The 13,466-nt window shown below is 65.3% G+C and carries 13 protein-coding genes; 11 read left to right on the plus strand and 2 right to left on the minus strand.

The window, feature by feature from the left end; genetic code table 11:
• Nucleotides 1–56: 56 nt before the first annotated feature.
• The 6 genes from AACH40_RS05570 (at nucleotide 57) to AACH40_RS05595 (ending at nucleotide 4,931) form a co-directional block, all read left to right on the plus strand.
• The gene (locus tag AACH40_RS05570; protein WP_338644591.1) at nucleotides 57–1,547 is read left to right on the plus strand and encodes a phospholipase D-like domain-containing protein; all 1,491 of its coding nucleotides are present in this window, start codon (nucleotides 57–59) and stop codon (nucleotides 1,545–1,547) included.
• Between the two features lie 26 nt (nucleotides 1,548–1,573).
• Nucleotides 1,574–2,191, plus strand: a complete 618-nt coding sequence (gene folE, locus AACH40_RS05575; protein ID WP_169492652.1) for a GTP cyclohydrolase I FolE — start codon at nucleotides 1,574–1,576, stop codon at nucleotides 2,189–2,191.
• A gap of 1 nt (nucleotide 2,192) precedes the next feature.
• Nucleotides 2,193–2,621, plus strand: a complete 429-nt coding sequence (locus tag AACH40_RS05580; protein WP_338644594.1) for a PaaI family thioesterase — start codon at nucleotides 2,193–2,195, stop codon at nucleotides 2,619–2,621.
• A 102-nt stretch (nucleotides 2,622–2,723) separates the two neighbouring features.
• Nucleotides 2,724–3,197, plus strand: coding sequence for a hypothetical protein (locus AACH40_RS05585; protein ID WP_338644596.1), 474 nt, complete (start codon nucleotides 2,724–2,726; stop codon nucleotides 3,195–3,197).
• 4 nt (nucleotides 3,198–3,201) lie between these two features.
• Nucleotides 3,202–3,945: a TorF family putative porin gene (locus tag AACH40_RS05590; protein WP_338644598.1), complete on the plus strand. Its 744-nt coding sequence runs from the start codon at nucleotides 3,202–3,204 to the stop codon at nucleotides 3,943–3,945.
• Between the two features lie 89 nt (nucleotides 3,946–4,034).
• Nucleotides 4,035–4,931 (plus strand): alpha/beta hydrolase family protein, encoded by an 897-nt coding sequence (locus tag AACH40_RS05595; protein WP_338644600.1) that lies wholly within the window; start codon nucleotides 4,035–4,037, stop codon nucleotides 4,929–4,931.
• Nucleotides 4,932–4,938: 7 nt separating this feature from the next.
• On the opposite strand, the gene AACH40_RS05600 is transcribed toward AACH40_RS05595, so the two are convergent.
• Both AACH40_RS05600 and AACH40_RS05605 read right to left on the minus strand, forming a co-directional pair.
• The gene (locus AACH40_RS05600; protein WP_338644602.1) at nucleotides 4,939–6,513 is read right to left on the minus strand and encodes a peptidase S10; all 1,575 of its coding nucleotides are present in this window, start codon (nucleotides 6,511–6,513) and stop codon (nucleotides 4,939–4,941) included.
• Nucleotides 6,514–6,667: 154 nt separating this feature from the next.
• Nucleotides 6,668–7,147, minus strand: a complete 480-nt coding sequence (locus AACH40_RS05605) for a peroxiredoxin (RefSeq protein ID WP_169492657.1) — start codon at nucleotides 7,145–7,147, stop codon at nucleotides 6,668–6,670.
• Nucleotides 7,148–7,333: 186 nt separating this feature from the next.
• Between AACH40_RS05605 and ahcY the strand changes: the two genes are divergently transcribed.
• The 5 genes from ahcY to AACH40_RS05630 all read left to right on the plus strand — a co-directional run bounded on the left by ahcY (nucleotide 7,334) and on the right by AACH40_RS05630 (nucleotide 13,462).
• Nucleotides 7,334–8,791, plus strand: coding sequence for an adenosylhomocysteinase (gene ahcY, locus AACH40_RS05610; protein ID WP_338645932.1), 1,458 nt, complete (start codon nucleotides 7,334–7,336; stop codon nucleotides 8,789–8,791).
• Nucleotides 8,792–8,962: 171 nt separating this feature from the next.
• Nucleotides 8,963–11,302, plus strand: a complete 2,340-nt coding sequence (locus tag AACH40_RS05615) for a PAS-domain containing protein (RefSeq protein ID WP_338645934.1) — start codon at nucleotides 8,963–8,965, stop codon at nucleotides 11,300–11,302.
• A gap of 5 nt (nucleotides 11,303–11,307) precedes the next feature.
• Complete coding sequence (gene tsaE, locus AACH40_RS05620) at nucleotides 11,308–11,760, plus strand: tRNA (adenosine(37)-N6)-threonylcarbamoyltransferase complex ATPase subunit type 1 TsaE (protein WP_338645936.1); 453 nt, start codon at nucleotides 11,308–11,310, stop codon at nucleotides 11,758–11,760.
• Complete coding sequence (locus AACH40_RS05625; protein WP_338644605.1) at nucleotides 11,751–12,743, plus strand: aminoglycoside phosphotransferase family protein; 993 nt, start codon at nucleotides 11,751–11,753, stop codon at nucleotides 12,741–12,743. Before tsaE ends, AACH40_RS05625 begins: the two co-directional genes overlap by 10 nt.
• Nucleotides 12,740–13,462 (plus strand): nucleotidyltransferase family protein, encoded by a 723-nt coding sequence (locus AACH40_RS05630; RefSeq protein ID WP_338644607.1) that lies wholly within the window; start codon nucleotides 12,740–12,742, stop codon nucleotides 13,460–13,462. Before AACH40_RS05625 ends, AACH40_RS05630 begins: the two co-directional genes overlap by 4 nt.
• The last annotated feature ends 4 nt before the right edge of the window (nucleotides 13,463–13,466 follow it).

Consider the following 13,466-nt stretch of genomic DNA (forward strand, 5'->3'; position numbering starts at 1 on the left):
GTTCAGCGAAGCTGCGTGACTGGCGCTGACAAGCGCCGCGTTGCATAGTCGTGGTCGTGGAGAGGACAGATCAGGGCGACCTTGCAGCGCCAACCGCTTCGGTCTGGCGCTATGCGCGCGCATCGCGGGCCCATGTCGTTGTTGATGCGGCCGACTATTTCGCACTGATGCGCGGTGCGATGCTGGCCGCGCGCCAGCGCATCCTGATGATCGGCTGGGATTTCGACACGCGCATCCTGATCGGTGACGGTCGGCGCTGGTGGAACCTGCCGCGCAAACGCATAGCGCCCGCGCGGCTTGGTGCATTCGTCGTCTGGCTGGCCAACCGGAACAAGCCGCTGGAAATCAAGGTACTGAAGTGGAACTTCGGCGCGCTGAAGGCTGTGTTCCGCGGGTCTATGATCCTCGACCTGCTGCGCTGGTGGAAGCATCCGCGCATAGGCTTCAAGCTCGACAGCGCGCATCCGCTGGGCTGCAGCCATCACCAGAAGATCGTGGTGATCGACGATCGCTTCGCCGTGTGCGGCGGTATCGACATGGCGGGCGATCGCTGGGACACCAGCGACCACATCGAAAACGACCCCCGCCGCCGCCGCCCTGGCGGAAAGCTCTACGGCCCGTGGCACGACTGCACGATGCTGCTCGAAGGCGAAGTGGCGAAGGTGCTTGGCAACTATGGCAGAACGCGCTGGGAGCAGGCAGGTGGACGCCCGATGCCCGCGTGCAAGCCGCAGGACGAGACGCCGTGGCCCGAGGATATCCACGCCGAATTCAACGATGTCGAGCTTGGCATCGCGCGGACCCGGTCGCAGTACGGCAACGCTGCCGAAGTGCGCGAGATCGAGGCTCTGTTCGTCGAACATATCGCGCGGGCCAAGCGCTTCATCTACGCGGAAAACCAGTACTTCGCCTCTCGCGTGGTGGCCGAGGCGATTGCCGAGCGTCTGGCGCGTCCCGACCCGCCCGAGATCGTGCTGGTGATGCCCGAAAGCAGCGATGGCTGGCTTGAACAGGCGGCGATGGACGGCGCGCGCATCCGCCTGTTCCGCGCGATCCGCGAGTCTGACCACGCCGGGCGATTCAGCATCTGGCACCCGTACAACGCGGCTGGCACGCCGATCTATGTGCATTCCAAGCTGACCATCGTCGATGACGAGATCCTTCGCGTCGGCTCTGCCAACATGAACAACCGCTCGATGGGACTCGACAGCGAGTGCGATGTGTTCATCGACTGTGCCCGCCCCGGCAATCATCATTGCGGAGAGGCGATCATGCGCTTGCGCCTGCGCTTGCTTGCCGAACATTGCGGTTTGTCGAGCGAAGCGGTAGCGGACCTTGTCGAACGGCACGGTTCGATGGCCGCCGCCATCGAGGCCGTGCCGGCAACGGGCAAGAGCTTGCGCCGCTTCATTCCGCGCGAATTGAGCGAGGCCGAAAAGGCGCTGGCCGATGCCGAGGTGCTCGATCCCGAGCGCCCGGAGGAAATGCTGGCGTTCTACCGGCGCGGCGGCCTGTTCAAGAGCCGTATCCTGCGCCGGCCGCGTTGAGCGAAGAGAAGGCTTTGGGAGGCAAGATGGCGCACGATCACCTGCACGATGAAGACGATGACGATCTGGCGCGCGGCAAGGAGCCCGTTCCGCATGACGTGCAGGAGGCAATCCGCACCCTGATCCGGTGGTCGGGCGACGACCCCGCCCGCGAAGGCCTGCTCGATACGCCCAAGCGTGTGGCCCGCGCATGGAAGGAATACTGTCAGGGCTATGGCGAGGACCCTTCCGCGCATCTAGCGCGTCAGTTCGAGGAAGTCGGCGGCTATAACGAGCTGGTCCTTCTGAAGGATATCCCGTTCCAGTCGCATTGCGAACATCACATGGCGCCGATCGTGGGCAAGGCGGCCATTGCCTACCTGCCTCGGCACAAGGTTGTCGGCATTTCCAAGCTGGCGCGCGTGCTGCACGCCTATGCCCGCCGTCTGCAGATCCAGGAACGGCTAACCAGCGAAGTCGCACAGTGCATCTGGGATGCCCTCAAGCCGCATGGCGTCGCCGTGGTGATCGAGGCGCAGCACGGCTGCATGACCGGTCGCGGTGTGCGCACGCCCGGCGTCGGCATGGTCACCAGCCGGCTGATCGGCACGTTCCTCGAAGACAATCGCAGCCGCAAGGAAGTGCTCAGCCTGATGGGCTACTGACATGGCCGCCCCGGTACCGGTCATGGAGATGGATGCGCTGCAGCAACTCCTGCTCGGCGCTTTCCCGGTCGAGGTGCATGGACGCCTCGGCCGCGTGGTGGATTTGGTGCCCGGACGCCTGCGGATGCGGCTCGATCCTGGGCCTGAAAGCCTGCGTCCGGGTAACCTCGTGTCCGGACCCACGCAGATGGGGCTGGTCGACGTTGCGGCCTATGCCGTCGTCCTTGCGCATATCGGGCCGCAGCCGATGGCCGTGACGAGCAGCCTCACCATCAACTTCCTGCGTGGCGCCACGCTTGCCCCCGTCTTCGCCGAAGCCGTGCTGCTGAAACTGGGACGCAGACTGGCGACGATCGACGTGCGCCTCTGGCAGCACAATGCAGATACGCTCGTCGCGCAGGCTACCGCGATCTACGCGCTACCAGCCTGACCGTGTGGAAATAAAATAAAACAGCGCAGGCATTTGGCGGACACTCCTGCTGACCATTCGCTGTTCCCACAAAGAGCCTGCAACGGCCTGGGAAGGAGCAGAATGATGAAGGCAGCCGCACGCATTACCCTCGTTTTGGTGACCGCAGGAATCGCAGTCGCCACCCCGGCCAGCGCGGCTGAGCCCGTCGTGCATGAACGCGTGATAGAACACGCCTCGGGCGCCGTACCGACCACTTGGGTTGGAACGCCCGTCGTCACCGCGCGTCAGGTCGGTTCACCGGGGGCGGCGGGGCGGCCGGCAAGCCTTCGCTGCATCTGGCGGGTCGACCTCGAAATCGTGCGGACAGCGCGGATGACGTCGGGAACGTCGCTCAACTCGACCATCCGATCGGCGAATGTGTTCCAGACCGTGCGACCGGGATGGTGTGCCAGCGAGAGGAGTGCCTTCGCCGGGAAGGCCGCGGCGCGCGACGGCGCGTTGCAGGCCCGCTTGCGCGATCACGCAACGCAGGACACGAAGGCGGTGATGGCGCAGGCCGATGCAATGGTCCGCGCCACTTCCGCAACGGGATGATCCAATGAAACACGCCTCCGCCATCGCCCTTTCCCTGCTCGCGCTCGGCAGCGCGCTACCTGCCCATGCGCAAGTGGCGCTCAGCGGCGGCATCGAAGCCGCCACCGACGAAGTGCGGCGGGGGATCGGCTGGAGCGATGGCGAGATCACCGGATCGGTCGACGGCAAAGCCGAGATCAGCGGCTTCGACGCTTCTGCCCGCATTGTCGCCCTGCGCGGATCGGATCGCCACGGCGGCGCGGATGCCGTGGGCGATCTTGAGCTTGGCAAGCAGTTCGACGCGGGCGGGTTTTCCTTGCGCGGCTCGGTGATCGGCCATGTGTTCACCGGGGCCGACCGGCGCATGGACTATGTCGAACTGGGCCTTGGCACCCGCTATTCGATCGGACCGATCGACCTCGGGGCCGGCGCCGTGTTTGCGCCGAGCCAAGCGGCGATCGGTGGACAGAACCTCTATCTGCATGCCGATGCGCGCGCAGGTCTGCCCGCATTTCCGGTCAGCTTGTCGGCAGGTCTTGGCTACACCACGGGTAGTGGCAGCTCGCCCCGCGCCGCCCGGTTGAGACCCGGTGGTGACTACGCCGATTGGCGCGTCGGGCTGCAATACACGCAGTTTCCGTTCACCGTGGGGATCGATTACGTCGGCAACGACATCAACCGCGCCAAGGCGGAAAGCGATCCGTCACCCTATGCCGACGGTCGCCACGTCGGCGACAAGGTGGTCGCGCGCATCCGGTTCGGCTTCTGAAGCCGCCTTTTTAGCACCCCGATTGACAGCGGGAAGGCCAAACCTGAATCTGGTGCTCCATGGTTAACCGGGGGCCCGTGATGCAGCGAATGTCCAGACCATCTCTTGCGAGCGCGATCGCGGCATCTCTGATGGCAATCGGCGGGGCGCCGGCGATGGCGGGCCCGCCGCCCGCAAGCCTTCCGGCCTCGATCTACACCGATCCGGCACCCGACCCGACCAATCCAGCGCGCATGGTAGTGCTGCACATCCGCTCGGGCGGGGTCGAGATCAACGGCGTTGCCTACCTTGCATCGGGCGCCGGGAAGCATCCCACGGTCATTGTCTGTCACGGTCTTCCCGGCAACGAAAAGAACCTCGATCTGGCGCAGGCCCTGCGGCGGCAGGGCTGGAACGCCATCACCTTCAATTATCGCGGATCGTGGGGAAGCCCGGGTGCTTTCCGGTTCGCCCAGAACCTCGAAGATGCGCGCGCGGTGTTCGCCTTCGTGCGTGACCCGGCCAATGCCTCCCGTCTGGGTGTCGATCCCGATCACGTGGCGATGGTCGGCCACAGCATGGGCGGGTGGGTCACGGCAATGACCGGCGCGGCCGAGCCAGCGCTCAAGGGGCTGGTCATGATCTCGGCGGGCGATTTCGGTCTTGTCGGCAAGTCACCGCGCGAAGGCAGGGTCAAGCTGATGGCCGACAACAGCGAAACGCTCGCCGGCACCGATCCCGAGATGATGGCCGATGAACTGGCCGCGCACGCCAGCGAATGGGATTACGCGATCAAGGCCGATGCGTTGAAAGCAACACCGCTGCTGGTGCTGACGTCGGACGACGGCCTTGCCTCCCATGGCGACGTGCTGGTTGAGGCGGTGCGCAAGGCCGGCGGGCGAAAGGTCGTGACGGCCCACGTTCCGACCGATCATTCCTGGTCCGACCGCCGGATCGAGCTCGAGGCGCGGGTCATCCGCTTCCTCGAGCCGATCCTCGATCGCTAGCCGATGGTCACCGGCGCGTTGTCTGATCGTACCATGCGGCAACGTCGTCGTGCATGTGCGTCAGTTCGCGTGGATTGAGATAGACCATGTGTCCGCTCTCGTAATAGCGGAAGCTGATGTTCTTTCTGAGCTCCGGCGTCAGGCCCATGTGCGCGACGTCGTACTCGGTGGAGTAGAACGGGGTTGCGGCGTCGAAGTAGCCGTTGAGGAACAGCACCTTCAGATCGGGATTGACACGCATCGTAGAGGCGAGGTCGACGGCCGTGTTGGGCGAGGGCTGGGGGTAGCGGTCACCCGGTGCGCGGTGCTTCCAGTCCCAGTCGAACGAGCCGTCCCGAGCCGATAGCTTGTACGGCATATCTGACTTGTAACCAAGCACTTGTGACGCGTAATTACGGAATCCTGCGAAGTAGGCGCCCGTGATGGCGGTGCTTGCAGGATCGTCCTCAGGGCTGTCGGCATTGGCGTCGGCTACGTTGAGCAGGTAGCGCGTATCGAGCCGGCCGGTGGCGACGCCCCGGTCGCGCAGCAGTTCGGTCTGGAAGTGGCCCAGGCTGATCCTCAGGTTGGATCTGAGGATGTAATCCTCGGACAGCCCGGTGTAGGCCGCCATCTGTCGGGCCACGGCACGCTTTTCCTCGTCCGGCACGGCATCGCCCTTGGCCAGCGCCGCGGCATATGGGCCTGCGACGAAGGCGCGCACATCGGCCAGGAACTGTTCGAGATTGGCCGGACTATTGGGCACGCGGTTGTGATACCAGGCGGTCGCGGCATACGTCGGGAACAGGATCTGGTAGTTCTGGTCGTATCCCGGCTGGCGGACGCCATAGTTCAGGATCGTCGACAGCAGCACGATCCCGTCCACGCTCATGCCGCGCTCTTCGAGCAAGGCGCCCACGGCACCCGATCGCAAGGTGCCATAGCTTTCGCCGAACAGTACCTTTGGGCTGGCCCAGCGGTTGTACTTGTCGACATAACGCATGATGCCGCGGGCAAAGGCATCGGCATCCTGGTCCACACCCCAGAAATCCTTGCCGGTCTTGTCGCCCAGCGGCCGTGACCAGCCCGCACCGATCGCGTCGATGAAGACGAGGTCGGTCTTGTCGAGCAGCGAATCCGGGTTGGGGCGAACGGCGTAGTCGCGCGGAGCGACGTAAACCGGGTCGTTGGTCGCAACCCGGACAGGGGCGAAGCTGCCCATGTGCAGCCATACCGTGGGCGAACCGGGCCCGCCGTTGTAGAAGAACGTGACCGGCCGGTTGCCGCCGCCATCGCGGGTATAGGCGGTGTAGAACATCGATGCGACCGGCTTGCCGTCGTCATCGCGGATCGTCAGCGTCCCGGCCGTCGCGGTGTAGCCGATCTTCGCGCCGCGCACCGTCACGCTGCCCTTGCTGGTGCTGGCCAGTTCCTCCACCGGCGGGCGGACCCAGGCCTTCTCGACGTCGGCCTTCAGCGCCTCGGCGCGGTTCTTGGCGTCGGACTTGGTGTCCGATGGCTTTTCCTGGGCAAGGGCGGGGGTCAGCAGGGAAGGGGTGAGGGCAGAGGCGGCAAGCGCTGCTGCGGCAAGCAAAGATCGCATCACAGGTCCTTGATATGTTTATCAAAGTTCCAGCCATGACGGGCTGGTCATGGTGCGATGCTTGGCTTCGGCGGGTTACAATTGCAACCGCCTTCTAAAGTTTGCGGTGGGGACGAGCGGTCTCGCCCCCACCGCACAACTTGTCAGGGCTGCGTCAGAGCTGTTCGAGCATGTGCTCGGCCGAGGAGACCTTGAAGTCGCCCGGAGCTTCGACGTTCAGCTGTTCGACAACACCGTCGTTGACGATCATCGAGAAGCGCTGGCCGCGGGTGCCCAGGCCAAAGCCCGACCCGTCCATGGTCAGGCCTACGGCCTTGGCAAAATCGCCGTTGCCGTCGGCCAGCATGGTCACGTCGGCCGAACCCGAAGCAGCGCCCCAGGCCTTCATCACGAACGGATCGTTGACAGCGGTGCAGGCGATCTCGTCGATGCCCTTGGCCTTGAGATCGGCGGCCTTGTCGACGAAGCCGGGCAGGTGCTTGGCCGAGCAGGTGGGGGTGAAAGCGCCGGGCACCGAGAACAGGGCGACGCGCTTGCCGGCGAAGTATTCGGCGCTCTGCACCGCTTCCGGGCCTTCCTGCGTGGCCTTGACCAGCTTCACGTCAGGCAGCTTGTCTCCAACCGAAATCGTCATCCCCATTTTTCCTTTCCTGTCGAACTTTGCCAAGTTCGCGTGTGTGAGCGATGTGGATATAGGCCGGGGTTGTGACAGCGCAACTGCGTGGTCAGCGTGAAGGAAGATATAAAGCTTTCTTTATATCGCCATTGCGCGCGCTGCCGCGAACGATTAAGGCGCGAACCCATGGTGCCTGTCCGAGGGATGGGCGATGCAAATCTGCTTTCAGGAGACAGCCGCGTGGCCACCCCCGCCCCCCAGACCGCCCAGAACGACTTCGTGATCGCCGACATCGGGCTTGCCGACTTCGGCCGCGCCGAGATCGCCATTGCCGAAACCGAGATGCCCGGCCTGATGGCCCTTCGTGCCGAATACGGCGCCGCGCAGCCGCTGAAGGGCGCGCGCATCACGGGATCGCTGCACATGACGATCCAGACGGCCGTGCTGATCGAGACGCTGGTGGCTCTGGGCGCCGACGTGCGCTGGGCCACCTGCAACATCTTTTCGACCCAGGACCACGCTGCTGCGGCGATTGCGGCCGCGGGGATCCCGGTCTTCGCCATCAAGGGCGAAAGCCTGGCCGATTACTGGGACTATGTCGGCCGCATCTTCGACTGGGATGACGGCACCGGCCAGACCGCCAACATGATCCTGGACGATGGCGGCGATGCCACGATGTTTGCGCTGTGGGGCGCACGTGTCGAAGCGGGCGAGGCACTGTTCGAACCGAGCAATGCCGAGGAAATCGAGTTCGTCCGCGCGCTGAAGGAATTCCTCAAGCGCAAGCCCGGCTACCTCACCGCGTCGGTGAAGGCGATCAAGGGCGTGTCCGAAGAGACCACCACGGGCGTCCATCGCCTGTACCAGATCGCCAAGGACGGCAAGCTGCCGTTCCCCGCGATCAACGTGAACGACAGCGTGACCAAGTCGAAGTTCGACAACCTGTACGGCTGCAAGGAATCGCTGGTCGACGCCATCCGCCGTGCAACCGACGTGATGCTGGCGGGCAAGGTCGCTTGCGTCGCCGGTTTCGGCGACGTGGGCAAGGGAAGTGCCGCGTCGCTGCGCAACGGCGGCGCCCGGGTGATGGTCACCGAAGTCGATCCGATCTGCGCCCTGCAGGCGGCCATGGAAGGCTATGAAGTTGTGACGATGGAGGAAGCGGTGACCCGCGCCGACATCTTCGTCACCGCCACCGGCAACGAGGACGTGATCACCGCCGAGCACATGAAGGCGATGAAGCCGATGAGCATCGTGTGCAACATCGGCCACTTCGACAGCGAGATCCAGATCGCCGCGCTGTCGAACTACAAGTGGACCGAAGTGAAGCCGGGCACCGATCTCGTCGAGTTCCCCGACGGCAAGCAGATCATCATTCTTGCCAAGGGCCGCCTGGTGAACCTGGGCTGCGCGACCGGTCATCCGAGCTTCGTGATGAGCGCGAGCTTTACCAACCAGACGCTGGCGCAGATCGAACTGTTTACCAAGAACGGCGAATACGAGAACCGCGTCTACGTGCTGCCCAAGCATCTCGACGAAAAGGTCGCTGCGCTCCATCTCGAAAAGCTGGGCGTCAAGCTGACCAAGCTGTCCGACAAGCAGGCGGCCTACATCGGCGTAACCTCGCAAGGGCCGTTCAAGCCGGATCATTACCGTTACTGACACCTTATCCGCCGCCAGCGTGCGGACCGATACCGGAAGGGGCTCCGCAGCAATGCGGGGCCCCGTCTTGCATGCGGCGGGGCCGTTTTGCGCAAGGGCCGCACGTTCCGCTGCAATTCGGCGTCTATCCCGGATTGCATTGCAGGAAGGCGCCGCTTAGCGATGGAACCAATGTTGCTTAACCACACCGCGCTGGTCGTCATTGCCCTTTTGCTGGCGGCTTGGACGTTGGCGGCGCTGTGGGCGATCGTGGCGGCGCGGCAGAAGCTGCGCAAGGCCGATGCGGCACAGCGGCTTGCACGCCGGCTGTCGCGCATGGTCGAGGAAGCGCCTGCGCTGCCGTTGCTGGTGCGCGCCGACGGCCGGATCGAGGGCCCTTCGCGGCTGGCGGGCTGGCTCGGCCTGGATGCGATGCCCCAATACCTGAGCGAGCTTGACGGCGAGGATCGCGGCTTCGACGAGGTGCAGCTTTCCAAGCTGGGCGATGCGGTGCGCCGTGCACAAAGAACCGGAGCGCCGTTTCGCCTCGCGCTTCATCCGCGGGGCGGGCGCAGCCTTGGGGCGACCGGGCATCTGGCGGACCCGCAGATCGCGCCGGGTGGCGCGGCGGTTGTGTGGTTCTTCGACTTTTCCGAAAGCGAGGAAGAGCTTGGCCGCCTGCGGGCCGAAGCGCAGCAGGCGCGATCCGATTTCGCGGGGCTTTCAGGCCTGATCGAAGCGGCGCCGCTGCCGATGTGGTTCCGCGATGCGGGAATGCAGCTGCGGCTGGTCAACAGCGCCTATGTCAAGGCAGTGGGCCTGCGCACGGCGGAGGACGCGGTGGCGCAGGGGGTAGAACTGGTCGAACCGTCCGACGGGCTGACCGCAGCGCAAGTCGCCAAGCAGGTCCATGCCCGCAAGCAGGCAGTCACGCGCATCGTATCGGCAACGATCGGCGGTCAGCGCCGATCGCTTCGGGTTTCGGATCTGCCACTCGGGGACGAGGGTGTTGCAGGCTACGCCGTCGATATCGAGGAAATGGAGGAGCTGACCCGCCAGTTCCGGCGTTTCCGCGATGCTCAGAGGCAGATGCTCGACACCCTGTCGGCCGGGATTGCGCAGTTCGACGACAAGCGGAACCTGGTCTTCGCAAACCAGCCGTTCCTGCGCATCTTCGCCATCCCGCAGGCTTGGGTGGTGGATACGCCGCCATTCGACCGAGTGCTGGACCGCATGCGCGATGCCGGCCGCTTGCCCGAAGTGCGCGATTTTCCCGAATGGCGGCGCGAACGGCAGGGCTGGTTCCTGTCGAGCGCCCCGCGCGAGGAACCGTGGCACCTTTCGGACGGAACCCATTTGCGCGTGGTCGGCCAGCCGATGCCGGATGGTGGACTGCTGATGATCTTCGAGGATCGCACCGAGCAGCTCCAGCTTTCGGCGACCCGCGACACGCTGCTGCGCACCCGCACGGCTACCTTTGACAACCTTTTCGAATCGCTCGCGGTCTTCGGGCCCGACGGCAAGCTGCAGTTGTGGAACCGGCGCTTTGCCAACGACTGGGCGCTGGAGGAGGATTTCCTCGCAACGCATCCGCGGGCCGACGCGCTGCTCAATCGCATCGCCGGGAAATTGAAGCGCGCGGCGCAAGTCGGCGTGCTGGCCGACGTGATCCAGGCCGCCACGCTCGAGCGCAAGGGCAAGAGCGGGCGCATTGCCCTTGGCGACGGGCGCCAGCTCGAATTCGCGGGCGTGCCGCTGCCCGATGGCAACGGCCTTCTGACCGTGCTCGACATCACCGATTCCCAGAAGGCTGAAGCCGCCTTGCGCGAACGCAACGCCGCCCTGATCGAGGCCGATGCGGTGAAGACGCGGTTCATCGCCAACATGAGCTATGAATTCCGCACCCCGCTGACCTCGATCGGCGGCTTTGCCGAACTGCTCGCAGCCGGGATCGCCGGCGACCTGACGCCACAGGCGCAAGAATATGTTGCGGCGATCCTGACCTCGGTCGAGCGGCTGGGCCAGCAGATCGAAAACGTGCTCGACCTGTCGCAGAGCGAAGCCGGAACGCTTCCCATCGCGCAGGAGCAGGTGCCGCTGTTTCCATTGCTGACGTCGGTCGTCCAGGAGCGTGCCGAGAAGATCAATGCTGCGGGGCTTTCGCTCGATCTGCGCGGGAGCGATGCGATCGGGGCGGTAACGGGCGATACGCGGCGCCTGCAACGGGCTTTCGGCGAGCTGGTCGACAACGCGATTGCGGCGACGCCACGAGGGGGCTGGATCCAGATCGACTGTTCGCGTCGCGGCGGAAAGCTGCAGGTCGTCGTTTCAGACAACGGCAGCGGGATGGAACCGACCAAGCTGGCACGCGCGCTTGAAGGGCTGAAGATCAGTGGTGACGGCCGCATGGTCGAGCGCCGCACGGGGCTTGGCCTGCCGCTGGTGCGCCAGCTGATCGAAGCGCATGGCGGCACGCTGGAATTGCTGTCCGAACCGGGCGAGGGCACCAGTGCGGTGGTGACGCTCCCGTGAGCAGGGTGGTGGAAGTGCCGCTGCCCGACCTCGATGCGAGCGCGGCGCTGGCCGACCGGATCGCCGGGCGCCTGCGCGCGGGCGATGTGGTCGCGCTCGAAGGAACGCTTGGCGCGGGCAAGACCACCCTGGCACGCTCGATCGTCGCGGCGCTGGGGTACGAGGGGGAAGTGCCGAGCCCGAGTTTCGCGATTATCGAGGTTTACGATCCGCCTGCAGTGCGCCTGCCGCTGGTCCATGCCGATTTCTATCGCCTGGACGATCCGGCCGAGGCGGAGGAGATCGGGCTCGACGACTATCGCGAAGGCGCTGCGCTGCTTGCGGAATGGCCCGAGCACGCAGGCGGTTTCTCGCATGAGGCGAATTGCCTGACCGTCCGTCTGGAAATGCGGGAAAAGGGGCGCACGGCCATTGTCGAGCCCGGCCCTGGTTGGCTAGAGCGGGGGGCATGGACTTGAGCATTCCCGCTGGCGTCGAACCGTTCCTGGCCTCTGCCGGCTGGGCCGGGGCGGTTGTCGAACCTTTGCCCGGAGACGCCTCGTTCCGGCGCTATTTCCGCATCCGCCGTTCAAATGGCACCGCCATGCTGATGCACGCGCCGCCGCCGCACGAGGATCCCGAGCCGTTCATCCGCGCGGCCAAGTGGCTTGACGCGAACAGCCTCAACGCTCCGCAGATCCTGGCCGAGGAAGCGAGCGAGGGCTTCGTCTTGCTGCAGGACTTCGGCGAAGTGCGGATGCGCGAATACCTCGACGCCTGGCCGCAGGACGAGGAGGAGGTCTATCGCTACGCGATCGATGCGCTGATCAAGCTGCACCGCCTGCCGCCGGGGCCCTTCACCGGCTACAACCTTGCCGAATACCAGCGCGAGGCGCGACTGTTCATCGACTGGTTCTGTCCGGCACAGTCGCTCTACGTCGACAGCCGCGCTTATGCGCAGGCCTGGGAGGAAGTGCTGCTGCCGCTGCTGCCGCGCCAGCGCCCGGGCGTGACGGTGCTGCGCGATTATCATGCCGAGAACATCATGCTCGACGGCGGGCTGCACCGGCAGGGGCTGCTCGATTTCCAGGACGCGCTGACCGGCCACTCGGCCTATGATCTCGTGTCGCTGTTGCAGGACGCTCGGCGCGATGTCTCGCCCGATCTCGAGGCCAAGATGTTCGATTACTATGTCGGTCAGGCACAGCCGGGCGATGACTTCCTGGCGGACTATGCCCGCCTTGGCGCGCAGCGAAACATCAAGATCGTCGGGATTTTCGTTCGTCTGTGGAAACGTGACGGCAAGGCCCGCTATCTCGATTACATTCCCCGGGTGTGGGCGCTGCTTGAACGCGATCTGGCGCATCCCGCGCTGGCGCCCGTGGCGGCGTGGTTCGACCAGTACATCCCGGCCGCGTTGCGTGATCCCGCGGGCATGCTGGGCGGGAGGTTCGAGGTATGACGAAGCCGCTGGCCAGCGACGTGGCGATGGTGCTTGCAGCGGGCCTTGGCAAGCGCATGAGGCCGCTGACCGCCAGCCGGCCCAAACCGCTGGTGCGGGTGGCGGGCAGGCCGCTGATCGACCATGCGCTCGACAAGCTGGCCGAGGCGGGCGTGGCGCGGGCGGTGGTCAACGTCCACTACCTTGCGGACCAGATGCGCGCGCATCTCTCGCACCGCAGCGGACCGGCGATCACGATCTCGGACGAGACCGAGCAGTTGCTCGAGACCGGCGGGGGAACGGTCAAGGCGCTTGACCTGATCGGCGCGGACACGTTCTTCAGTCTCAACAGCGACAACATCTGGCTGGATGGCCCGCGCAACGTGTTCGCAGCGCTGAGCGATGCCTGGGACGAGGCCAAGATGGATGCGCTGCTGCTGGTGGTAAGCCATGCGCAGGCGTTCAACTACGATGGCGTGGGAGACTTCCACCTGGGGCCGCTGGGCGAGGTCACCCGGCGCAAGCCCGGGCGAGTGGCGCCTTACATCTTCGCGGGGATACAGCTGCTGTCGACGCGGCTGATGCGCGATGCGCCGGCCGGACCCTTCTCGTTCAACCTGCTATGGAACCGCGCGATCGAAGAGGGGCGGCTGTTCGCGCTGCCGCACACCGGGTTGTGGTACGAAGTCGGCGCGCCCGCGATGATCGCGCCGACCGAGGCCGCGCTCACCGGCGGTTGACGAC

Origin of the sequence: Novosphingobium olei, assembly GCF_037076535.1 — a bacterium.
GTDB lineage: Bacteria > Pseudomonadota > Alphaproteobacteria > Sphingomonadales > Sphingomonadaceae > Novosphingobium > Novosphingobium olei.

Bases quoted from the DNA above. Each gene is read 5' to 3' on its own strand.
- folE (WP_169492652.1), top strand. From the start codon at position 1,574: ATGGCGCACGATCACCTGCACGATGAAGACGATGACGATCTGGCGCGC.
- AACH40_RS05580 (WP_338644594.1), top strand. From the start codon at position 2,193: ATGGCCGCCCCGGTACCGGTCATGGAGATGGATGCGCTGCAGCAACTC.
- AACH40_RS05585 (WP_338644596.1), top strand. From the start codon at position 2,724: ATGATGAAGGCAGCCGCACGCATTACCCTCGTTTTGGTGACCGCAGGA.
- AACH40_RS05590 (WP_338644598.1), top strand. From the start codon at position 3,202: ATGAAACACGCCTCCGCCATCGCCCTTTCCCTGCTCGCGCTCGGCAGC.
- AACH40_RS05595 (WP_338644600.1), top strand. From the start codon at position 4,035: ATGTCCAGACCATCTCTTGCGAGCGCGATCGCGGCATCTCTGATGGCA.
- AACH40_RS05600 (WP_338644602.1), bottom strand. From the start codon at position 6,513: ATGCGATCTTTGCTTGCCGCAGCAGCGCTTGCCGCCTCTGCCCTCACC.
- AACH40_RS05605 (WP_169492657.1), bottom strand. From the start codon at position 7,147: ATGACGATTTCGGTTGGAGACAAGCTGCCTGACGTGAAGCTGGTCAAG.
- ahcY (WP_338645932.1), top strand. From the start codon at position 7,334: ATGGGCGATGCAAATCTGCTTTCAGGAGACAGCCGCGTGGCCACCCCC.
- AACH40_RS05615 (WP_338645934.1), top strand. From the start codon at position 8,963: ATGTTGCTTAACCACACCGCGCTGGTCGTCATTGCCCTTTTGCTGGCG.
- AACH40_RS05625 (WP_338644605.1), top strand. From the start codon at position 11,751: ATGGACTTGAGCATTCCCGCTGGCGTCGAACCGTTCCTGGCCTCTGCC.
- AACH40_RS05630 (WP_338644607.1), top strand. From the start codon at position 12,740: ATGACGAAGCCGCTGGCCAGCGACGTGGCGATGGTGCTTGCAGCGGGC.